The organism is Treponema sp. OMZ 803, assembly GCF_024181165.1.
GTDB lineage: Bacteria > Spirochaetota > Spirochaetia > Treponematales > Treponemataceae > Treponema.
In genome coordinates, this window is record NZ_CP051195.1 from 460,436 (window position 1) to 481,966 (window position 21,531).

A 21,531-nucleotide genomic window follows, 5' to 3' on the forward strand; every position below is an offset into this window, starting at 1 on the left:
TTATAACCGATATAACAGCGGGGGTCTATGGAAACCTTGCCTATTTTACCTAAATTGACTACAGTGTTGCTTATGGGAAAGAAACTATATACATTAGCAATTTTACTGATGGCACTTGCAGTGTCATTGTTTTCATGTGCGACCGGCAATAATATTGCAGTGCCGGATACGTCGTTGAGCGATACAAGAGAGCTTGCGGAACAAATCGTCAGGGAGTTAAATTACGTAAGAACAAACCCTCGGCGGTATGCAACGGAGGTATTGGAGCCGCGCCTTAAATACTTTGATGGCAATATGTATGACGAGCCGGGAAAAGTCCGGCTATTGACCCAAGAAGGCATTACGCCGTTACAGGAATGTATACGCGTATTAAAAGACACTGCTGTCGCGGAACCGTTAACCTTGGAAACAGGATTATGCCGTTCGGCGCAATGGCTTGCGAATGATCAGGCATGCACCGGAGGGATGGGGCATACAGGGAGTGACGGTTCCGATCTTGTTACCCGAATCAATCGATATGGAACATGGGGAATTCTCTGCGGTGAAAACTGTGCGTATGGTAGTATTACGGCGCGGGACATTGTCGTACAGCTTTTGATCGACGATGGAGTACCGAGTAGGGGACACAGGATTAATATCCTAAAACAGGAGTTTAAGAAGGTCGGTATTGGTTTTAACAAGACCGGAAATGCACCTTACGGTGCCGTTACTGTAATGGATTTTGCGGGCAGTTATACGGGGATCTCTAAAAACTCCAGTTTTTAGGGATTCTTAAAAGCTCGTTTTGTTACAATTCTGCTTCTTTTTTTATCGATACCTCTTTTATTTGTGACGTATTTACTGTATAATACTCTTTATTCGTGCGGTTTAATACCTTCCGTTCATCGGCAATGCTCTGCGTTATAACAAGCGGTATTAAAGCCGACTGCAACCACCTTATGAAAACAACATACCTAGACGCTCTGCGCCGTGGTATGTTGTTTCAATAGAGAGTAGTAAAAACAACAAAGCATTTTACCAGGAGCGGGTATGGAAACAGGTAAAAAGATATTTGGCAGCAAAAAAAAATATAGACCAACGGTAAATTTATGGAGTAGTGTCCGTATAAAATTTATCGTTATTATTGTTACTATTTTGCTTGTTGTTATTATCAGTGTTGCCACAGCTCTCGCAATTGCCATTATCCGCCCTTATAAAGATTTACTTTCAAACAGCCTCTTGTTGCAAACAAAAATATTACTTGATAATCTTGAATTACGGGTTCAAACTCATTTTTCTAACCCCACTCAGGAGGATTTTGATCTTTTATTATTGAATCGTGTTACTTTCCCCGAAGCAAAATATGTTGTTGTCACAGGTAGAAGCACTCTTCCGGGACAGACGGGGCTTCACTACGTCCTTGCAACTGATTATCAAGATATCACTAAACTGATTAATACCCATCGATATATTCCCGGGGAATCACAGTTTTATCCTGAAGGAATTGAAGAAATCCTTCAAAAGCTGATGTATATTAATGATGAAGCCTCAACAATCGTTCAGCAACATATCGACTCGATTCAACTGCTCACAAATGAGATGGAAGGGTTGGATATACATCGCGATTCGTACATGCTCAAGCGCCAAACTGAAATCCAAGCAAATATCAGACATCTGGAAGCAAAGCTGCAATCTAATCTTTCGGCACTGGCCGATCAAGGTTTTGGTTCCTACCCTGATTATTCCATGCAGAATCTTTCAAAAAAACGGACAGAATATTTATTCTATGAACCGATTATCTATTATAACCCTGAAAAACCGAAGGAGTGTGTTCAAGGAATTGTATTTGTTGATATTTCGGTAGAGGGGCTTTTGGAAAAAATAAATGAACAGCAAAACCGATTAATTCATATCATCGTCCAAATCTCATTGATAGTATTGATTGCGGGTATCTCTACTGCATGGTTCCTCAGTTCATTATTTGTACGGCCGCTCGGTTTGTTGGCGGCGCACGTCGCATTAATTCGCGATACCGAAGATAAAGAGAAGTTAGCTGGTAAGTCGGTTCAAGTTACCTCACGAGATGAATTTGGAATGTTGGGAACAACGATTAACGATATGACTGAAAGATTGGCTGCCGCTGCTGCTATTTCTAAAGATTTAAAGGTTGGAAAAGAGATACAAAAGATGTTTATCCCGCTGGATCTTAGTTCCTCCGGCAGGAAGCTGACAACTGGCAGTCATCGTGACATTTATTCTGAATTTTTCGGTTATTACGAAGGCGCCCACGGCGTTTCAGGTGATTATTTTGATTATAGAAAATTGGATGCCTTCCACTATGCCGTTATAAAGTGCGATGTTGCAGGAAAAGGGGTTCCTGCTGCCCTTATTATGGTAGAAGTAGCGACTTTATTCCAAAATTATTTTCAAAATTGGAGCTATAAACGAGACGGCTATAATCTCAGCGATATTGTTATGCGGATTAATGACGTTATCGAATCGCATGGGTTTGTGGGGCGTTTCGCTGCATTTAGTCTTTGTATTATCAATATGCGTGTTGGCGATGCTTATTTCTGTAATGCAGGTGATAATATCGTTCATATCTACGACAAACAGGCACGGCGCTTGAAAAGCTATACGTTGCGTTCAGGGTCGGCTGCCGGAGCATTCTCTTCGGAAATGATAAATCTTAACGGTGGGTATCCCGTAGAGAAAATACACCTGAATTGTGGGGATATACTGTTTCTTTATACTGACGGTATTGAAGAGTCCAAACGCAAGCTTCGTATCCCGCTTTCGAAGCCGAAAGACGGTGCCGATGCTATATTATCGGAGGATAATGGTGACAACAATCATCTGATAGGTACCGACAGTGAAACATTAGGAAAAGATAGGGTCGAAGCGATTATTGAAGCGGTTTTTGCTCGAAAAAAGTTTACGCTCAAAAAACGGCAGAGCGATCATATTTATGAGCAGATGGACTTTGATTTCTCTTCGTGTAACGGGACGATTGAGGATGCTGTTCTGGCGCTTATTTCAGTTGAGAAAGTCTTTAGAATGTATAAAGACAGTTCCGCGCAATCTTTTGATTGCGTCCAAGTAGATAAAAAAATCGATGCGTTCTTGAGTAAGTGCTTTCTGCAGTATGATATTTACTGTTACGATAAGGAGCCTCATCCTATTTACGATGAATATTTTTACTACAAACAAATAAAAGAAGATATTCAATACGATGATTTGACCATTCTTGGTATTGCACGCAGGGTACCCGTTTAAACGCCTGTTACAGGGCTGTGTATAAGTTTTATATGAATATTGTCAACTCTTACTTGACATTTTTCCAATTGTGTTTTATTTTATACCAAGTACATCGCAGGGTAGAGCAGTTGGCAGCTCGTCGGGCTCATAACCCGGAAGTCGTAGGTTCAAGTCCTACCCCTGCTAAGTTTAAAAAAAAGGCATCCTTCTTTTGGGGATGTCTTTTTTTTTAATCAGGAGGTAAGATTATGGCTATTGTTGAACGTTTGGCAAAGCATGTTGCTGATTTTGGTGTTTTGTATACGAAAATACACAATTATCACTGGCATGTCGGTGGACTTAACTTTTTGGTTATTCATCAAATGACTGATGGTTATTATGAAGATGTTGCAGATAGCTACGACTCTCTTGCTGAACGTATCTTGCAGTTGGGCGGCACCGCTCCTGCTTCGTTGAAGGAATATTTGGCTCTGACCAGTATAAAAGAGGAGACAAAAAAATCTTTTACAGCAAAAGAAGTTATTACCGGCATCAAAACCGATTTTGAATACTTAGTGGCTGAATTGCACGAAACCCGTAAGGCAGCTGCCGATTCGAATGATGCTGCTACCGATTCTCTTTTAACTGACATAATTGCCGGTCTCGAAAAGAAAATCTGGATGCTAAACGCCGCCCTTAAATAACGTTTTTGATATTTTTTTCAATGCGCGAGATTTTGTGTAAAATTTCGCGCATTTTTTTTATCTCAGAGAAAGGACAAAATGCATCAGGCTAAGTAGATAAAATGGCGGAAAAATTGATGCTATCCTTGACAGTTCTGGCCGAATAGCATCAATTTTTCCGCGGGGTTCTTAAAAACCGGCCTGATGCGTTTTGCCCCAAAGCGATAGATTGACTTTTTTATAGTGCTATAGTATAGTCCTCTGTCTAGTATATTGAGGAAGGTTTATTTTCAGCCGCTAAAGATAGCGCGGCTGAAAAACACGGCGAGTTCGCTTTCGCGAACGTCGCTTATTGACGTATGCGCGTTCCGCGCATCAATGCAACAATCTCCAAAATTGATATTTTGTTCGGTCGTTGCATTTTAAGGAAATTTTGCTTTCCTCGCTATCCCAAGATCTTTTAGGCGGGTAATGCGCCTGATAATTATATATAGAAGGAGTCTAGTTTTATGAAACGGACATTTCAACCGAGCAGAACAAAACGCTTGCGCCGTCATGGATTTCGTGCGCGTATGGCAACACGCGGAGGACGTGCAGTTTTAAAGAGTCGCCGTGCAAAGGGGCGCTATAAGCTTTCCGTATCCGACGAAAAAAAGAGTTACTAAGAGTTTAACACATGGAACGCTCTTGTTTGCCTAAAGAAGAGCGTCTTTGCGGCGCCGCGCGGATACGGACTCTGTTTAAAATAGGTCTCCGCTATAGCTGCGACGGCGCAAAGTTGTTCGTTTTACCGAATAAATTACCATACAATCGTTTTGTTTGTACATTTAAACGACATTACGGTTCCGCCGTACAAAGAAATAAGGCTCGTCGTTTATCTAGGGAAGTATACCGTCAAATGAAATCCCAGCTTGTAATAGGAAAGGATATTATTTTGCTTATATTCCCCGGTGGCGATACTTTTTCTATACGGACAACGCAACTACAGTGTTTGTTTAAAAAAGCGGATATGTTTTCTATTCGATCTCAACAATATGAAACACAATTATCTGAAAAAGATTGAGCGTTTTTTTACGTTTTTGTTATGCGCGGGGGTAAAGGTGTACCAAAAGTGTATTTCTCCCTTATTCCCGCCTTGTTGCAGGTATTATCCCACCTGTTCTCATTACGCCCTTGAAAGCCTGACAAAATATGGGCCGGTTAAGGGAGGGTATTTAGCGGTAAGACGAATTCTGAGATGTCATCCTTTTCACAAGGGAGGGTATGACCCCGTTCCCTAGGAGATTCGTTTATGAATAAAAATACAGTTATTGCAATGGTGCTTTCCGGTCTTGTCATTGCAGCTGCGATGTTTGTGCAATACAAATTTTTCCCCCCTGCCCCCGTACAGCAACAGCCGTCTACCACCGCCTCTGTAACGGAGCAACAGGCAGCAGTTCCGCAAAATACTTTCGTAGCGGAAAATATGCCTGCCGATTCAGCTGTGCTGGAAGTCCCTGATGAAACTGTTATCGGTGAACAAATCGTTACGATTAAAACCAATGTTGCAGAAATTACGTTTACAAATCGGGGCGGCGATATCATTTCGTATAAGTTGTTGGAACACAATAATTCCAAGGGTGATTCCCATGTAGAAATGGTAAAAAACCTAACCGATCGGAATAGAGCGTTTTCGATTGCGCTTGGCGGTGCTCAAGCTCCCGCTTTAAATCAATTCTTTAATGTCAAAGAAGAAACGGTAAACGGAAAGCAGACTGTCGGCTTTTTTAAGACAATTTCGATAAAAAACCAAGACGGTTCCATATCTTCGTTTACACTTGCAAAAAGATATACCTTCCTGCCTGATGATTATATGTTCGAACTTGCCGTTACGGTCAGCGGCGATGCCGATATGAAGGGGTTGAATTTTGATAATGCGGGGTATACATTGCGGACAATGCCGCAAATCGGTCCTGATTGGGATGTAAAGGCGGATCGCTACGAGTATCGTAACTTTTTTGCGTATATAGACGGGAAGAAAAAAGATGCTACATTAAAAGCCAATCAGACTAAGTTGATTACGGATTCCGTTCCATGGGCAGGCATTTCGGGAAAATACTTTAGCCTTATCGTTATTCCCTCAACCCCTGCGCAGCAGATCCTGTATTCTGCCGCGCAGCCTAACGCAGATAGGGTACAAGACGGGCAATTGTTTTTTTTGCGCCCTGTTATTACCGGTAATAAGGTAACCGATGTGTACCGTATCTACCTCGGCCCGTGTTCTGAAAATATTTTAAGCACTTATAATATTCCGTCAAAAAACAATTACAATTATGACAATCTGCGTATTGATACGGTTGCTGTTTCAAGCGGTATTTGGCGTCCGCTTGAAGTGTTGCTTAAATGGTTATTACAATTCTTCTATAAACTTATCCCGAACTGGGGTGTTTCGATTATTCTTGTAACGATTTTGATCAAGGTTATCTTTTTCCCGCTTACTAAGAAGAGCTCGGAATCAACGCAGCAGATGCAGAAAATGCAGCCAAAGATTAAAGAGTTGCAGGAAAAATATAAAGGCAAGCCTCAAAAGCTGAATGAGGAAATGGCAAAGCTTTATAAAGAAGCCGGTTACAATCCGCTCTCGGGTTGTCTACCGCTATTGATCCAATTGCCGATATTATTTGCGATGTACCGTCTGTTTAATAACTATTTTGAATTCCGCGGCGCTATGTTTATTCCCCATTGGATACCGGACTTATCTATCGGTGACAGTGTCTTGCAGTTCCCCAGTCCTATTCCCTTCCTCGGATGGACGGATCTGCGTATCTTGCCGATTGTCTATGTGATTTCGCAGATGGTCTTCGGAAAAATAACGCAGACACCGACAAACGATCAGCAACAAAACAGCACAATGAAAATTATGATGTATGGTATGCCGTTGTTCTTCTTCTTTATGTTCTATAATGCGCCGTCAGGGTTGCTACTCTACTGGACATGCACGAACTTCTTAATGCTTGTTCAGCAGATGATCATTAAGGCAATGATGAAGCAGAAAAAGGAGGTTCGGAAATGATTTATGAATTTGAAGGAAAAACCGAACGTGATGCTATAGATAAGGCAATTGCCGAGCTCGGTGTAGAGTCTGATCAATTTGATGTGGAAATTGTTGAAATTCAGAAAAATTCACTTTTCAAGAAGGGGTATGCTAAAATCCGTGTACATATTGACGATAAAGCGACCGTAGAGAGACCAACTAGCGACACTCCCCTTCAATCTGGACCCGGTCGAGAGGCTGCTACGGATAAAGAGGCTGATTTGGTGAAATTTATCGGTGAACTCATTCATGCGATGGGGTATACCGCAAATATCGAAATCCTTTCACATGAAGAACACAAATTGCTTGTGCGGCTTTCTTCTGAGGATTCTGCGATTTTAATCGGTAAGAAAGGGAAGAATTTGGATGCGCTCCAATTGATCGCTAATGTGTATGCCGGTAAAATCGGAATTTCGGAACGGATTATGCTCGATTGCGAAAACTATCGGCTCCGTCGTGAAGAATCGCTGGTTCGACTTGCTTATACCACTGCCGATCAGGTTGTAACAACAAAGACTTCGGTCTTGCTTGAGCCAATGAACCCCTATGAACGTAGACTTATCCACAGCACACTTGCCGACATTCGGGATGTCGATACGAAGAGCGAAGGTGAGGGCTTATACAAACAAGTGCGTGTGCTGTATAAAGGGCTATAGCGGATGAGGCGTTGTCTTATTCTTCTTACCCTTTTAACAGCCGGTTCTCTTTTTGCACAGGATATCGGCAATGTACCCGATTCGGTGATTTCTGTGCTGGATTCGTTTTTATCCGCTGAGCAGCGGATAGAATTACTTAAGCAAGGACATCTTTTCCGGTCGGTGTATAATAAAGAGAACGCTGTACCGCGGCTTGCGCCGCTTTTCGCCGTGCCGCAAACATTTGCGGAAAACTGGAACAAGGGTAATCCTACTTTTTTGATAGAAGCGTTGTATGTGCATAAAAAGACGCAAGGCAATACGAAAGACATAGAGAAAATCTCCCGCATTCTCCGCTCTGTTTCAAAGCTGGAAGGACTGCAATATTATTCGAGCAGCCGCAAGAAGATGCGGACACTCTACGAGGCGTCGTATGTTATTGACGACCCTAAAACACAAGGACGGATTGCCGATCCTGTTGACAATCCTGCAGCGGATTTTTCGGTCTATGTACTGCAAAAGGATTTAACCTTCGATAAAAATATTTATCGTTACCGTTTCTGTTCTGATGCCGATTCTGCCGGTTTTATGTCTACAAATATCGATGTCTTAAAGTATTCGATATTTAAAGCAATGAAACCTGAAAATTTAGAAGTATCGATTGCAGTAACCGACCTTGGCGAATATCTACTGGTACATATGCTGACGCGTGCCGATTTTACTGCGCCTTCCATTTTTAGGGAGCGGGTACAGAATTCGTTTAGAACACGGGGAGAAGCGATTTATAATTGGTTTATTGCGCAATATGAAGACGGGGTAGCACTTTGATGGAGGAACTATGCGGTTGAATAAGATTCTAGTGCTGGTTTTACCGGTTACTTTTTTGATTATCGCGACAGCAGCTGCTGCTGCGATTATTTTAACGGGAGATTCTGAAAAAGGAAAAAAAATGAATGCGATAAGCGCTGAATTACAAAGGGACGGTATCTATGCCGTTATTGATACGAACAAAGGGGATATTGTTTTGGAGCTGTTTTATAAAGAGACGCCCCTGACGGTATGTAACTTTGTCGGATTGGCCGAAGGAACATTGGATGCGGCAAAGGGAAAACCTTTTTATGACGGTTTAACCTTCCACCGTGTTATTTCGAATTTCATGATTCAAGGTGGCGACCCTGACGGCAAGGGCACCGGCGGGCCGGGATACCGATTCCCTGATGAGTTTGTCGACAACCTCAAACACAATACTGCCGGCATTCTTTCGATGGCAAATGCGGGGCCGGGAACAAACGGGTCTCAGTTTTTTATTACCCATGTGCCGACGCCTTGGCTTGATGGAAAACATACGGTATTCGGCCGTGTCGTAAAAGGGCAGGATGTCGTCAATAAAATTGTGCAGGGTGATCGGATGAATTCCGTGTCGATTATCCGTAAGGGAGCTGAAGCACAGAAGTTTACTGCAACGCAAAAAGATTTTGATACTTATCTTGCAGGCGCTACAGAGCGGGCAAAACAACGTGCTACCCAAAAGCGGGAAAAATATGAAGCTTTGATAAAGCAAAAATTCCCCAATGTCGTTAAGACCGAAAACGGTATTTTCTATACAATTACGAAGGAAGGGAAGGGGGCAAAGGCTCAAACAGGCAAGACCCTGACGATGAAATATAAAGGTTCGTTGCTGGACGGCACCGTATTTGATGATTCCGATATGCATGAACCGCTCAAGTTTGTTGCCGGTGCAGGACAGCTCATTGCAGGGTTTGACCAACAAGCGGTACAGATGGCAACCGGCGAGAAACGGATAATTGTTATTCCGCCGGAACTGGGTTACGGTTCACGCGGAGCTGGTGGGGTTATCCCTCCCGATAGCTATCTGATATTTGAGCTTGAACTACTGTCGGTAAAGTAATCTCCGGCAAAACCCTGTGAATTGACTACGCATTTTTTTTGTGCTAGTATTTTAAGGATATTTATCATAAATAAGGATGTAAATAATGAATGCAATTCCATTGTTGCAGCAAGCCGCCTCAGGGGGTAGTTTTATTCCGTTGCTTGCTCTCGGTCTTATCTTTGTAATTTTCTACGTTTTTATTATCGGCCCTCAAAAGAAAGAGCAAAAGAAAACGCAGGAAATGATTGCCTCCGTTCAGAAGGGTGATAAAATCATCACAATCGGCGGTATTCACGGTGTTGTTTCTTCCGTAAAAGAAACAACGATTATTCTTAAAGTTGACGATAATTGTAAGCTCGAAATGAATCGTTCCGCAATCGGCAGCGTTATATTGGACGAAAAAACGAAAGCGAGCCGCCTGGCAAATGTGCCGGAAAAGGCATCTCTGCTTTCTGCTCTCTTTAAAAAGAAAGAAAAGAAAGCTGAAGATTCCAGCTCCGAAAAACCGCAGCCACCCGATTTTTCCGGCGGAGCGGAATAAACGTTTCCATTATCATAGGAGCGTATCAGCTTATAAATCGTTCGTGCTGTGCCTAACCCCCAGTATGAACGTTTGTTTCCGTTAGATGAGGAGATAGACATGAAAAAGCGAACTCGATTCGTGATTGTTCTGGCTGTGTTAGGCCTCTGTTTTGTGTTTTTGTATCCCACCCTTAAATGGTATTTTTGGACAGATAAAGACGATAAGGCACTGGCGCTCGGTTCCAGAGAAAAAATTAAAGATTATGTCATAAATATGACAAAAACGGATATTGATGCATTAATCGCATCTGCAAAAAAAGGTGATTCCGAGCCGGTTTCAGCAAAATATGATCCGCTTATTAAGGCTGCAAAGAAGAATTTAAAGGATCTCGGTAAGGAACGTCCATCGGTCTGGACAGCGAGTGCATTGCTCGCAGCATTCCCTGGGAGTTCTGAAGAGAGGGCTCGTTCGGCAATGAGTTCTATCCTAGAGGATTCATACCGTAGCAAAATACTCGGTATTAAAAACGCGCAAGCAAATGCCGTAAAACTCGGGCTCGACCTCTCTGGTGGTATGAGTATTATCATTAAAGCAGATTTAAGTGCAGTAACCGGCGATAGTGGGGATAGCAGTACTTCGGCAAAAAAAGAAGCGATGAATTTAGCTATTGATACCATTTCGAGCCGTATCGATAAGTTCGGTTTGACGGAACCTGTTATCAGGCAGCAGGGTGAAGATCGTATTTACGTTGAGATTCCGGGTGCTGCCGATGCCGACAAGATCAATTCTATTATCATGGGGCGCGGCTTGCTTGCATTCCATATTGTAGACGATGATGCGACTCAAGCTTTTTATTCCTACTATAATGCCAATCCAACGCGTACTTTTGATGCGGACTATAACCTTATTGATCCTTCGATTATTCCTGCAGACACCAAGGTACTCGGTGTATATAGCAAGGATGTGTACGGTTTGGATGAACGGCAAGGTTTCCTTGTTATAAAGAAAGAAGCAGCGCTTGAAGGTAAACACTTGCAGCGTGTAAGCACAACCACGAGTCAAACCAATGAACCGCTGGTTGTATTTGAACTCGATAAGGAAGGTTCGGAAATCTTTGCAACCGTCACTACCGCAAATCAAGGTAAACGGTTGGCTATTGTATCCGACGATAAGATTAAATCGGCGCCGAATATCAAGGAGCCGATTACCGGCGGTACGGGAACTATCAGCGGTTTCAGCGCGGACGAGGCGGAAAACCTTAAAACAATTTTGCGCACTGCATGGCTCAATGTACCGCTCGAATTGGAAAACCAGCAGGTAATAGGCGCCAGCATGGGAGAGCAAGCCATCAATCAGGGATTAATGGCGTTGCAATGGGGATTAATTGCAGTTTTGGCGTTCATGCTGATTTGGTATCGCGCAGCCGGTATTAATGCTTGTATCGCGCAGATATTGAATCTTTATATCGTATTCAGCGTGCTTTCAGCCTTTAATCTTACGCTTACACTTCCGAGTATTGCCGGTATGATTTTGACGATTGGTATGGCGGTTGACGCAAACGTTGTTATTTTTGAAAGAATTAAAGAAGAACTTGCCCTGCACAAAAGTAGAGAAGCAGCTATTCAAACCGGTTTTGATCATGCCTTCTGGGCAATTATGGATTCCAATATCACTACCTTTATTGCAGCCTTGTTCTTATCAATATTGGGAACCGGCCCGATTAAGGGATTTGCTTACAGCTTGACAATAGGTGTTGTTTCTTCCGTATTTACAGCTCTTTTTGTTTCACGGCTTATCTTTGATTTTGGCACGGAAACATTACACCAAGAAAAGCTGCACATTACGTGGAGGTCGCTCGCATGAAAAAAACGATAAAATTCAGCAAGCTTTTTGCCGTTATGGTTGTTTTGAGCTCTGCTCTTATTATTTCCGGAATTGTAGGTTTCTTTACTAAAGGTATTAACTTCGGGATCGATTTCCAGGCAGGGTTTATCGAGAAAGTACGATTTGCTCCTACCGCATTTATTTTAACGTATGATGGCGAAAAAAATATACAGGTAGCACAAAGTTCCCAAGGAATTGATATTACCGTTATTTCGGTGGATACTGAAAACAAGGTTGTATCTTTTAAGTATACTGAATACCCCACAGTTGGGCAGTTTATTGAGGCCATACAACAGCAAATTGATGGTGTAAAGGTTAAGGCACTTGCAAAGACCGATACCGCATTGCAAAGCGTGTTTATTACCTCAGAAACATCTCGCCTTACGACGGAGCCATTCCGTGCGCATTATATTCCCGAGCAAATACAACCGATCGATGCCGATGAGGTGCGTCATGCACTTGCTTCCATCCCTTCGGTTTCAGTACAGCAAGTTGGTGAATCACGTGACCGCGTGTTCCAAATTCGGTTACCTGATAACGGCACATACACCAATGCAAACGCTGAACTGCGGGCTTTAATTAATACTGCGCTGGTAGCTGCTTATGAAGCGGATAATTTTGCCGTATTGAGTACCGATTTTGTCGGCTCTCGCTTCTCCGGTTCGCTTGCTCGCCAAGCGGTACTTCTGGTAATTGGAGCATTGTTCTTAATCTTCATTTATGCTTTAGTCCGTTTCCGTTGGACATTTGCATTAGGCGCCGTGCTTGCTTTGGTTCACGATGTTCTGATTATGATCACCTTTATTGTGTGGACGCAGATGGAGTTTAATTCCACCACCATTGCGGCAATTCTGACAATTGTCGGATACTCAATAAACGACACGGTTGTCGTATTTGACCGTATCCGCGAAAATATTCGGCTTAATCCAAAGCTTGCATTGGTTGATGTTTTGGATCTTGCACAAACCGAAGTGTTGAGCAGAACAATTATCACAACCGTTACGACAATGCTTGCCGCTGTTTCGCTTTATATCTTTACATCCGGTAGCATGAAAGACTTTGCGCTTGCCTTATTGGTAGGTATGATAAGCGGTGTATATTCGACAATCTACATTGCCGGCGCTTGTATCACCTTCTTTTCCGGTAAAAAGCACGCAGGTGAGTTAGCACTTGGTAGTACTAAAAAAAGGCCGGTTGCCGAGGTAACCATATAATCACTGATATACCTCTAAAGATTGTAAACCTCTAAAAACGTGAGTTTTTAGAGGTTCTTTCTTTTCTTATTTAGTCAAAAAACAGACAGAGCCCATAGACTTCTCTACATCCGGCATTTTTTAACACATGGGCACAGGCTTCAAGCGTTGCGCCGGTCGTCATCACATCATCGAGCAGCATGACTTTGTCGGGAACGGCCTTCGCCGAAAATGTAATCTTCCCCTGTAAATTCACTGCGCGATCGGCCTTGGATAACTTTTTTTGCGGAATGCCGTCCTGTCGCTTTAAACACCGGTATATCGTCAGTTCCGGATAAACCGCTAAATCCTTCGCAAGATCTTCAATTTGATCCCAGCCTTTTTCCCATAGTTTTTTGGGACGCGGCGGCACCGGTACGAGCGGTAGACTTGCAAACTCCGGATGCTGTGTGAGAAAGTTGTGGATAAGCGGTGCAAATACGGTGGAAAAGGTTCGAATACTATTGTTCTTCCAAACAGGCAGCAATTTTTGGCCAAGACCGATATAGGGAAAAAGCGTAAAGATACGATCGCAAGCAGGCCGCGGTTTTTCTGCGGTTTCATCCTTTACAGGCCTGCAGCGGGTACAATACTCGTGCTCGGAAATGAGGATTTTCCCGCAGTGCTTGCAGCGAGGCTCGGCTCGGCATAAATGCTCCAAATCATCGGAACCGATATACGGCTCAAATTCCGTTTGAATACAATGGCTGCACAGCGGCAGCCCTGCCTCGCTTGCGTTCCCACAGAGGATACAAGTCTGCGGGCACAAAAGCCCGCTGTAACATTTACGTAATACATTCTTCACATGATACAAAGGCACGATGCGTTTCATATAATCTCCTATAACAGGGTCGACCTTTTGCAGCCTTATTATGGTCTTATATAGCACGCGAAGGAAAATGGCTTGTATTTATTGATTTTCTGCAGAAGATTTTTCAGAATTTGAAATTATACCAGCCTTTTGAGTGTCAACTGCCGCTGAGTTATCTTTTTCAGCTTGTGTTGCTGCCGTCTGACTGTCTTTTTCAGCCTGTTTTGCAGCGATGGCTATTTGTAGCTGCTTTTGCCGGTTTTCTTCAAGCTGATTCGTATCGTTAAAAAAGCTATATGCCTTTTTTATATCGTCGTAATGAAACGGGATACTGTCGATATAGTCGTCTACGGTCAATTTCCCATCGAGGGTCTCTACTTGGAAGCCTTCAAGCAACAGGTATTTTTTTCCGTCCTTCAGCAAAAAGTTGAACCGTACATGGTTTGCAATTTTTCCTTTGGCAATGAGCCTACTTATCGTCTCTTTAGATGATGCATAGACATAGAGGGTCGTTTCACCAAGGTAACGCTGTCCGTTTTGCCTATGCTGGGAATCGGCTATATTGCTTATGGTAAAAAAGCGGTCGAGTATGGCCTTCATTCCGTTGTTTACGGAAAAATCAAACCGATAGGTATACAGCATTGTATCGACTTTAAAACTGATAAAATCGTCTTTTGCTTTGGGCATTACGCAACAATCAATAGCGTAGACAACGTCAAACTGATGATTTGTCGTATTGACTGTAACACCTGCAGCGACCGGTTCCGTATACAATGCCTTAGAGGGTAGCGTTGTGCAGGCTGTAAGGCAGAATGCGCAAACAGCCGCTGGAATCCAAACTGTTTTTAAAAAGTTATTCATAATATCCTCCTTTGGTCGATAAGTGCTGTTAATCAGAATTCATCATAATCAGTACATTCTCAATTTTTCCAATTATATTATATAAGTAGAAAATTTTTGTGGAAGCAGATTGCTACCCCATCAGCCCCATTAGCCGCGCTTGCAGTCCCTTGCTCTTTGCGACCTTCCGCATTGTTTGGCGGGTCTTTTCAAACTGCTTTAACAGCTTGTTTACTTCGGCGACGGATGTACCGGATCCCTTTGCAATGCGTTTGCGGCGGGGCGGCCCAATGATGTAGTGATTTTCCCGTTCTTTGAGCGTCATCGACTGGATAATCGCCTTTTGCCGCTTAAAGCCTGCTTTGTCGATATCCTCTGTAGAAATTTGTCCGGCAAGCCCCGGCATCATATCGAGCATGGATTCAATCGAGCCCATCTTTTCGACATTTTCAAGCTGGTCGAGCATATCGGAAAGGGTGAACGTTTCCGTCGCCATCTTTTTCTGCAAGCGGGCGGCTTCTTCCGCATCGATATTTTCCTGCGCTTTTTCGACGAGCGAAACAATATCGCCCATACCGAGGATTCTGCCGGCAATACGATCGGGATAGAACGGTTCAAAATCTTCGATTTTTTCGCCGACACCGACATACAGGATAGGCTTGCCGGTTACGGTTTTTAACGATAACGCCGCACCGCCGCGAGCATCGGAGTCGAACTTGGTTAAAATAACGCCGGTCAGCCCCGCCTGTTCATCAAAGGCTTTGGCGACCTCGGCAGCATTTTGTCCTGTCATCGCATCGGCGACGAGGAGGGTTTCTACCGGATTGACCGCCTTTTTTACCGCGGCGATCTCCTGCATCATCGCTTCGTCGATTTGCAGCCGTCCCGCCGTATCGACGATAACGGTATCAAAGCCGTTTTTCCGTGCATAGGTAACCGCGTTTTGTGCAACCCGTACCGCATCCTTGGTGTCTTCTTTATACACAGGTATGTCGATACGCTCCCCTAATGAGGAGAGCTGTTCCACAGCTGCGGGACGGACGAGGTCGCAGGCAACGAGCAGCGGTTTACGGCCTTCTTTCTTTAAACGGGCTGCCAGCTTCGCAGCGGATGTCGTTTTACCGGAACCCTGCAAGCCGAGGAAGAGGATAACCGACTGGGTGTCGGGGCCTTTCAGTTGCAAGCTTTTCTTTTCATCGCCTAAAAACGAAATAATTTTATCGTGAACAATCTTGATAAATTGCTGACCGGGATTAACCGATTTTAATACGGTTTCTCCCTTTGCTTCTTCGATTGTTGCGTTGATAAAGCGGCGTACCACGCGGAGGTTGACATCCGCTTCGAGCAGCGCAATTTTTATTTCCTCTACCGCTTCTTCAATATTTTTTTCGGTAATGGTTGCCTTGCCGCTTATCTTGCGGACAATGCCGCTAAACGTATTGGTAATTTTCTCAAGCATTTTTCATCCTTATTCGTACGGGGTGTTGATTCATGCGGGGGACGCTGATTGAGTGTTAAAAGGTGTCCAATATTTATCAGCTAAAGTAAATGGACTGAACCCCCGCTCTTGTTAAAACCAATCTTTATTGCTGTCTTCCCAGCTGAAAAATTCTTCCGGCTGAAAAAACAGGCCAAGTTCCCGCGCGGCGCTTTCGGCAGAGTCCGACGAATGGACAACGTTGATATTGGTATGCAAGGCATAATCGCCCCGGATGGTTCCCGGCTCCGCATTCAAAACCTTTGTTGCTCCGCAGAGTTTCCGCACAATCGCAACGGCATCATCTCCCTCAAAGGCCATCGCAACTACGGGGCCGGAGGTGATATACTGTACCAATTCACCGAAAAACGGCTTATCGGCGTGTTCGGCATAATGTTTTTTCGCAAGCTCCGGACTGATACGCATCAGCTTTAAGGCAACCAGTTTGAGCCCTTTTTTTTCAAAGCGGCTTAGCACTTCTCCTGCAATCCGCCGCTGCACCACACCCGGCTTCATCATTACAAATGTTCTTTCCATAATCTCTTTTCTCCCATTTTTGGTGATGTCTTAAAAGTGTTTTCCTTTTCGACATTCCCCTTAATTGACACTCACTTTTTCCAGCTTCCAGATATCCCGCACATAGTCTTCGATGGTACGGTCTGAACTGAACTTACCCGATCGGGCGATGTTCAGAAGGCACATTTTAGCCCATTTCATCTGGTCGCGATAGTATTCGACAATTCGCTCCTGCGCTGCTGTGTATGCATCGAAGTCCGCCAGTACGTAATAGACGTCCGGCCGCTGACCTTCCACGCCGTATACCAGCGAATCATACAATTCTCTAAAGCTGTTGTCAAAGGGCGGCGTATACGTCCCGTCGATAAGCTGGGTCAGCGCTCTCGCCAATGCAGGATTGCGGTTCAGGTATTCTTGCGGATTATAGCTGTGCTCGTGCTCGATTTTTTGAATCTCATCGGCGGTGATACCAAAAATAACGGCGTTTTCAGCACCTACTTCTTCCACAATTTCGATATTGGCGCCGTCCAGTGTTCCGAGCGTGATTGCACCGTTCAGCATAAACTTCATGTTGCCGGTTCCCGACGCTTCCTTACCCGCAGTGGAAATCTGTTCGGAAATATCCGAAGCGGGGAAAATCTTTTCGGCAGTCGAGACGCAATAGTTTGCCACAAATACTACCTTTAATTTTCCCCGTACACGGTGATCGTTGTTGATGCGGTCGGCGACGGTATTAATCAGCTTGATGATGAGCTTTGCCCGCCGATAGCCCGACGCCGCTTTTGCGCCGAAGATAAAGGTGTGCGGGATAGGATCATACGTCGGGTCTTCGATAATTCTGTTATAGAGCGTCATCACATGCAGGATGTTTAAGAGCTGGCGTTTGTATTCGTGGAGCCGTTTTATCTGCACGTCAAAAATCGAGTTAGGATCGATCACAACACCCTGCGTCTGCTTGAGAAATTCCGCAAGCCGCTCTTTATTGTGTTTTTTTATTGCGATTAATTCGTTTAACGCTTCCTGATTATCAGCCAGTTTTTCAAGCTGCCGCAGCTGCGTAAGGTCTTTAATCCAGCCGTCGCCGATATACTTCGTAATAAAGGCCGAAAGCGCAGGGTTTGCGGTTAAAAGCCAGCGGCGCTGGGTAACGCCGTTTGTCTTATTGTTAAACTTCTGTGGATACAGGTTATACCAATCGGACAGCTCTTTGGTTTTAAGAATTTCGGTGTGCAGCGCCGCGACACCGTTGACCGAAAAGGAACCGACGATCGCGAGCCATGCCATACGGATTTTTCCTTCGCCGATAATGGACATCTTGTTGTGTTTTTTCCAATCATTCGGGTATTTTTCCCGTAGTTCCAGCAGGAAGCGGCGGTTTATCTCTTCTACAATTTGATACACGCGCGGCAGTAGCCCTTGGAATATCTCGATCGGCCATTTTTCCAACGCTTCCGCTAAAATCGTATGGTTTGTGTATGCAAAGGTTTGCGTAACAATCGCCCATGCCGCATCCCAGCCGAGGTGGTGTTCGTCCATCAAAAGGCGCATCAGTTCGGGGATTGCCACGACGGGGTGCGTATCGTTTAGCTGGATAACATTATAACGCGGGAAGTCGGAAAAATTTGTACCGTGTTTATGGATAAATGAACGCACTAAATCCTGTAAACTTGCAGAAGTGAAAAAATACTGTTGCTTTAAGCGGAGCGCTTTTCCCGACGGGCCGCTGTCGTTGGGGTATAATACGCGCGAAATATTTTCTGCGGAGTTCTGCTTTGCAACCGCAGCGGTGTATTCCATATTGTTAAAGAGCTGGAGGTCGAATCCATTGGGAGAGGAGGCTTCCCACAGGCGCAGGCGGTTGACGGTTTTGGTGCCGTATCCGATGATCGCCATATCGTAGGGGGTTGCGATAACCTCCTCGGCATTTTCCAACCGATAGCACAGGGTGCCGTCTTCTTGCTGCGTGCATATCGGGGTGCCGCCGAAGCGTACCGTTACCGCTAAATCATCGCGGCGTATTTCCCACGGATCGCGATAACGCCGCCAATTGTCGGGGTATTCCACCTGATACCCGTTTTCAATTCGCTGTTCAAACATACCGTACTGGTAGCGGATACCGTAGCCGTGTCCGGGGTAATCGAGCGTTGCAAGCGAGTCCAAAAAACAGGCGGCGAGCCTACCGAGACCGCCGTTTCCAAGCCCTGCATCGGGTTCTTCATCCTCGATGTCCCGATACGAGGCGGAAAGCTCCGTTAAAAGTTCTTCCATCACGGCGCGCATACCGGTGTTGTTCAGGTTATTCGAAAGCGCTCGCCCCATCAAAAATTCGGCAGAGAAATAATACATCTGCCGTACATCGGGTTGCTCCTGCGCGGCTCTGGTTGCGGATATGTTCGGCTGGATGCTATCCATAACGCTGCTCGCTGCGGCATCATAGAGCTCACGCTTTGTTGCCTCGGATATGTCCTTGCTGAAATTCCGTTTCAACTTGCCTAGAATACTTGCCCGTAAGGTTTCTTTTAATTGAGACATAATCTACCTCGCTATTTCAGAATTAACACGACGGCTGTCGCGGCTAATACAACATATTTTTGCTGATTTTCCGACAGCGGCGCCTGTTCGGGATCGGTAAAATCTTCCCCTGCCGGATAGGATGTATCGATCAGCCGATACCAATGCTTTCCTTGCGGAGGAGGGCATATCGTTGCAGTAACGTCTAAACTACCGCCGTTTAATATGATGTAAAAGCTGTTATCATCGCATTCGGCTCTCGTTTCCGCCGCGGAACCGTCAAGAAAATACGCTAAAAACGATGAAGGTTGGTTCCAATTGGGGGTATTGCCCTGTGCATCATACCAGCTGATATCCTGCTTACGCCGGTCTCCGGATTGCGTTCCCGTTAAAAATTCCGAACGCAGGAACGCCGGATGCTGTTTGCGCAGGCGGATCAATTTTTTTACAAAGGTCAGTATGTCGGCATTGCTTTGTGTCAGCGACCAATCGAACCAGCTTATCTCGTTGTCTTGGCAGTAGGGGTTGTTGTTTCCCCGTTGTGTCCGCAGTACCTCATCTCCGGCAGTTAGCATCGGAGTTCCCAGCGATAAAATGAGCGTTAGCAGGATGTTTTTTGCTTTTTGCTTCCGTAGGGTTTCGATGCGGGTGTTTTCGGTTTTCCCTTCAAAACCGTTGTTATAGCTGCAATTAAAATCGGTACCGTCCCGATTGTCCTCTCCGTTCTCTTCATTGTGTTTTTTATCGTAGCTTAATAAATCGTAGAGGGTAAAGCCGTCATGACTGGTAACAAAGTTGATGGAATGGAAAGGCTTGCGTCCGTTGCCGGAGTACAAATCGGCGGAACCGGTTACACGTGTTGCAAGCTCCCTAGCATGGGAGGAATCGCCGCGCCAAAAGAGGCGCACATCGTCGCGGAAGCGGTCATTCCATTCCGCCCACCTGCCGCCGGGGAAGTTCCCTACCTGATAGGCGCCGCCCGCATCCCATGCCTCTGCGATGATCTTTGTTTTTCTCAATATGGGATCTTCGGCAATATGCTCAAGGGTAGGCGGATTATCCATCAGTTTCCCTTTTTGATCCCTGCCCAAAATGGAGCCGAGGTCGAACCGGAAGCCGTCAACGTGCATTTCGATAACCCAGTAGCGCAGGCAGTCCAAGATAAAGGTCTGCACAATCGGGTGATTGCAGTTGAAGGTGTTGCCGCAGCCGGAGTAATTCCGGTAATAGCGGGCGTTATCTTCTAATATATAATAGACGGTATTGTCCAAGCCGCGGAACGAAAGGGTCGGCCCGAATTCGCTGCCCTCCGCCGTGTGATTAAATACGATGTCCAGAATCACTTCGATACCGTTTTTGTGCAGCTCGCGCACCATCCGTTTGAACTCGAATACCGCACCTATGCCTTCACGGTCGGAAGCGTACGACGACTTAGGCGCAAAGAAGGCGATGGTACTGTATCCCCAGTAGTTTTTTAACACCATGCCGGTTCGAGGATTTATTCTAGTCAATTCATGCGCGTTAAATTCCTGAATGGGCAGCAGTTCAAGGCTGGTAATACCCAGCTCTTTTAAATACGGGATAGTATCGATAATCCCCTGATAGGTTCCCTTGTGCTGTTGCGGTGCATTGGGATGGCACGAAAGCCCTTTTACATGCGCTTCGTATATGATGCAGTCCTTCAACGGATAATTGAGGGGATGGTCGCCCTGCCAGTCAAAATCATCTTGAGCTACTGCGATGCACTTGGGAAAGTGAGCAGGCGACTGTTTTGTTAAAAAAGCAAGGTCGCCGTCTATATGCGGCGGAGGTGTTTGCGTAGAAAAATTTCCGCTAAAAGATTCTGTGTTGGCAAGTCCTTGTGAGTATGGGTCGAGCAGATAATTGCCGACATTAAAACGCATTCCTTCATAAGGGGCAAATGGGCCGTCTACGCGGTAAAGATATAAGGCATTTTTCGGCAGTCCTTTTACAAAGACATGCCAGATATCTCCTGTTTTATTCGTTTGAGGATCAAAAGTGTATGAACAACAAGGCGCGGAATCTTCGGATTTTGCAAAGATATCCAACGTTACCGAAAAAGCATGTCGGGAAAAGACACTGAAATTTACGCCGTCGCAATAGACAGCAGCACCGGCTGGAAGCGGGCTACCCGGCAAAAATGATAGGTTTTCCATGAACGAAACGAAATGTAGCACGAAAAGTAAAATTATGCTATACTCTCTTCAAGCACAGGGTA

At 44.8% G+C, this 21,531-nt stretch carries 19 protein-coding genes and 1 tRNA gene; 14 read left to right on the forward strand and 6 right to left on the reverse strand.

Annotated features, from left to right (window positions below; all coding sequences use genetic code 11):
• Nucleotides 1-72: 72 nt before the first annotated feature.
• The 14 genes from ABH09_RS02095 to secF all read left to right on the forward strand — a co-directional run bounded on the left by ABH09_RS02095 (nt 73) and on the right by secF (nt 13,119).
• On the forward strand, nt 73-765 hold the full coding sequence (locus tag ABH09_RS02095; RefSeq protein WP_253715017.1) for a CAP domain-containing protein: 693 nt from the start codon (nt 73-75) through the stop codon (nt 763-765).
• A gap of 264 nt (nt 766-1,029) precedes the next feature.
• Nucleotides 1,030-3,255 (forward strand): SpoIIE family protein phosphatase, encoded by a 2,226-nt coding sequence (locus ABH09_RS02100; RefSeq protein ID WP_162662331.1) that lies wholly within the window; start codon nt 1,030-1,032, stop codon nt 3,253-3,255.
• A 95-nt stretch (nt 3,256-3,350) separates the two neighbouring features.
• Nucleotides 3,351-3,423: transfer RNA gene (locus ABH09_RS02105), tRNA-Met, on the forward strand.
• Between the two features lie 62 nt (nt 3,424-3,485).
• Nucleotides 3,486-3,920, forward strand: coding sequence for a Dps family protein (locus ABH09_RS02110; RefSeq protein ID WP_230977924.1), 435 nt, complete (start codon nt 3,486-3,488; stop codon nt 3,918-3,920).
• A gap of 488 nt (nt 3,921-4,408) precedes the next feature.
• Complete coding sequence (rpmH, locus tag ABH09_RS02115; RefSeq protein WP_006188846.1) at nt 4,409-4,564, forward strand: 50S ribosomal protein L34; 156 nt, start codon at nt 4,409-4,411, stop codon at nt 4,562-4,564.
• A gap of 11 nt (nt 4,565-4,575) precedes the next feature.
• Nucleotides 4,576-4,962 (forward strand): ribonuclease P protein component, encoded by a 387-nt coding sequence (rnpA, locus tag ABH09_RS02120; RefSeq protein WP_162662333.1) that lies wholly within the window; start codon nt 4,576-4,578, stop codon nt 4,960-4,962.
• Complete coding sequence (yidD, locus tag ABH09_RS02125; protein ID WP_162662335.1) at nt 4,934-5,179, forward strand: membrane protein insertion efficiency factor YidD; 246 nt, start codon at nt 4,934-4,936, stop codon at nt 5,177-5,179. Before rnpA ends, yidD begins: the two co-directional genes overlap by 29 nt.
• An 11-nt stretch (nt 5,180-5,190) precedes the next feature.
• Nucleotides 5,191-6,951 carry a membrane protein insertase YidC gene (yidC, locus tag ABH09_RS02130; protein WP_162662337.1) on the forward strand — a complete coding sequence of 587 codons (1,761 nt, stop codon included), beginning with the start codon at nt 5,191-5,193 and terminating at the stop codon, nt 6,949-6,951.
• Nucleotides 6,948-7,628 (forward strand): RNA-binding cell elongation regulator Jag/EloR, encoded by a 681-nt coding sequence (gene jag / locus ABH09_RS02135; RefSeq protein WP_162662338.1) that lies wholly within the window; start codon nt 6,948-6,950, stop codon nt 7,626-7,628. Before yidC ends, jag begins: the two co-directional genes overlap by 4 nt.
• A gap of 3 nt (nt 7,629-7,631) precedes the next feature.
• On the forward strand, nt 7,632-8,435 hold the full coding sequence (locus ABH09_RS02140) for a DUF6675 family protein (protein ID WP_253715018.1): 804 nt from the start codon (nt 7,632-7,634) through the stop codon (nt 8,433-8,435).
• Between the two features lie 10 nt (nt 8,436-8,445).
• Entirely contained in the window at nt 8,446-9,516 is a 1,071-nt protein-coding gene (locus ABH09_RS02145; RefSeq protein ID WP_253715019.1) for a peptidylprolyl isomerase, read from the forward strand.
• A gap of 85 nt (nt 9,517-9,601) precedes the next feature.
• A complete protein-coding gene (yajC, locus tag ABH09_RS02150; RefSeq protein WP_162662342.1) occupies nt 9,602-10,039 on the forward strand; it encodes a preprotein translocase subunit YajC in 438 nt (145 codons plus the stop codon).
• Between the two features lie 99 nt (nt 10,040-10,138).
• Nucleotides 10,139-11,884, forward strand: coding sequence for a protein translocase subunit SecD (secD, locus tag ABH09_RS02155; protein WP_162662344.1), 1,746 nt, complete (start codon nt 10,139-10,141; stop codon nt 11,882-11,884).
• Nucleotides 11,881-13,119, forward strand: coding sequence for a protein translocase subunit SecF (gene secF, locus ABH09_RS02160; RefSeq protein WP_253715020.1), 1,239 nt, complete (start codon nt 11,881-11,883; stop codon nt 13,117-13,119). The genes secD and secF overlap by 4 nt, the downstream gene beginning before the upstream one ends.
• Before the next feature lie 70 nt (nt 13,120-13,189).
• On the opposite strand, the gene ABH09_RS02165 is transcribed toward secF, so the two are convergent.
• The 6 genes from ABH09_RS02165 to glgX all read right to left on the reverse strand — a co-directional run bounded on the left by ABH09_RS02165 (nt 13,190) and on the right by glgX (nt 21,469).
• Entirely contained in the window at nt 13,190-13,969 is a 780-nt protein-coding gene (locus tag ABH09_RS02165) for a ComFC family protein (RefSeq protein WP_253715021.1), read from the reverse strand.
• A 78-nt stretch (nt 13,970-14,047) separates the two neighbouring features.
• Nucleotides 14,048-14,809, reverse strand: a complete 762-nt coding sequence (locus tag ABH09_RS02170) for a hypothetical protein (RefSeq protein ID WP_253715022.1) — start codon at nt 14,807-14,809, stop codon at nt 14,048-14,050.
• A 112-nt stretch (nt 14,810-14,921) separates the two neighbouring features.
• The gene (gene ffh / locus ABH09_RS02175; protein WP_253715023.1) at nt 14,922-16,247 is read right to left on the reverse strand and encodes a signal recognition particle protein; all 1,326 of its coding nucleotides are present in this window, start codon (nt 16,245-16,247) and stop codon (nt 14,922-14,924) included.
• Between the two features lie 111 nt (nt 16,248-16,358).
• Nucleotides 16,359-16,802, reverse strand: a complete 444-nt coding sequence (ndk, locus tag ABH09_RS02180) for a nucleoside-diphosphate kinase (RefSeq protein ID WP_253715024.1) — start codon at nt 16,800-16,802, stop codon at nt 16,359-16,361.
• Nucleotides 16,803-16,862: 60 nt separating this feature from the next.
• Nucleotides 16,863-19,313: a glycogen/starch/alpha-glucan phosphorylase gene (locus tag ABH09_RS02185; RefSeq protein ID WP_253715025.1), complete on the reverse strand. Its 2,451-nt coding sequence runs from the start codon at nt 19,311-19,313 to the stop codon at nt 16,863-16,865.
• A gap of 11 nt (nt 19,314-19,324) precedes the next feature.
• Nucleotides 19,325-21,469 (reverse strand): glycogen debranching protein GlgX, encoded by a 2,145-nt coding sequence (gene glgX, locus ABH09_RS02190; RefSeq protein ID WP_253715026.1) that lies wholly within the window; start codon nt 21,467-21,469, stop codon nt 19,325-19,327.
• Nucleotides 21,470-21,531 lie beyond the last annotated feature (62 nt).

What these genes read in the sequence shown, in the direction of transcription:
- ABH09_RS02095 (WP_253715017.1), top strand. Translation starts at nt 73, where the DNA reads ATGGGAAAGAAACTATATACATTAGCAATTTTACTGATGGCACTTGCA.
- ABH09_RS02100 (WP_162662331.1), top strand. Translation starts at nt 1,030, where the DNA reads ATGGAAACAGGTAAAAAGATATTTGGCAGCAAAAAAAAATATAGACCA.
- ABH09_RS02110 (WP_230977924.1), top strand. Translation starts at nt 3,486, where the DNA reads ATGGCTATTGTTGAACGTTTGGCAAAGCATGTTGCTGATTTTGGTGTT.
- rpmH (WP_006188846.1), top strand. Translation starts at nt 4,409, where the DNA reads ATGAAACGGACATTTCAACCGAGCAGAACAAAACGCTTGCGCCGTCAT.
- rnpA (WP_162662333.1), top strand. Translation starts at nt 4,576, where the DNA reads ATGGAACGCTCTTGTTTGCCTAAAGAAGAGCGTCTTTGCGGCGCCGCG.
- yidD (WP_162662335.1), top strand. Translation starts at nt 4,934, where the DNA reads ATGAAACACAATTATCTGAAAAAGATTGAGCGTTTTTTTACGTTTTTG.
- yidC (WP_162662337.1), top strand. Translation starts at nt 5,191, where the DNA reads ATGAATAAAAATACAGTTATTGCAATGGTGCTTTCCGGTCTTGTCATT.
- jag (WP_162662338.1), top strand. Translation starts at nt 6,948, where the DNA reads ATGATTTATGAATTTGAAGGAAAAACCGAACGTGATGCTATAGATAAG.
- ABH09_RS02140 (WP_253715018.1), top strand. Translation starts at nt 7,632, where the DNA reads ATGAGGCGTTGTCTTATTCTTCTTACCCTTTTAACAGCCGGTTCTCTT.
- ABH09_RS02145 (WP_253715019.1), top strand. Translation starts at nt 8,446, where the DNA reads ATGCGGTTGAATAAGATTCTAGTGCTGGTTTTACCGGTTACTTTTTTG.
- yajC (WP_162662342.1), top strand. Translation starts at nt 9,602, where the DNA reads ATGAATGCAATTCCATTGTTGCAGCAAGCCGCCTCAGGGGGTAGTTTT.
- secD (WP_162662344.1), top strand. Translation starts at nt 10,139, where the DNA reads ATGAAAAAGCGAACTCGATTCGTGATTGTTCTGGCTGTGTTAGGCCTC.
- secF (WP_253715020.1), top strand. Translation starts at nt 11,881, where the DNA reads ATGAAAAAAACGATAAAATTCAGCAAGCTTTTTGCCGTTATGGTTGTT.
- ABH09_RS02165 (WP_253715021.1), bottom strand. Translation starts at nt 13,969, where the DNA reads ATGAAACGCATCGTGCCTTTGTATCATGTGAAGAATGTATTACGTAAA.
- ABH09_RS02170 (WP_253715022.1), bottom strand. Translation starts at nt 14,809, where the DNA reads ATGAATAACTTTTTAAAAACAGTTTGGATTCCAGCGGCTGTTTGCGCA.
- ffh (WP_253715023.1), bottom strand. Translation starts at nt 16,247, where the DNA reads ATGCTTGAGAAAATTACCAATACGTTTAGCGGCATTGTCCGCAAGATA.
- ndk (WP_253715024.1), bottom strand. Translation starts at nt 16,802, where the DNA reads ATGGAAAGAACATTTGTAATGATGAAGCCGGGTGTGGTGCAGCGGCGG.
- ABH09_RS02185 (WP_253715025.1), bottom strand. Translation starts at nt 19,313, where the DNA reads ATGTCTCAATTAAAAGAAACCTTACGGGCAAGTATTCTAGGCAAGTTG.
- glgX (WP_253715026.1), bottom strand. Translation starts at nt 21,469, where the DNA reads ATGGAAAACCTATCATTTTTGCCGGGTAGCCCGCTTCCAGCCGGTGCT.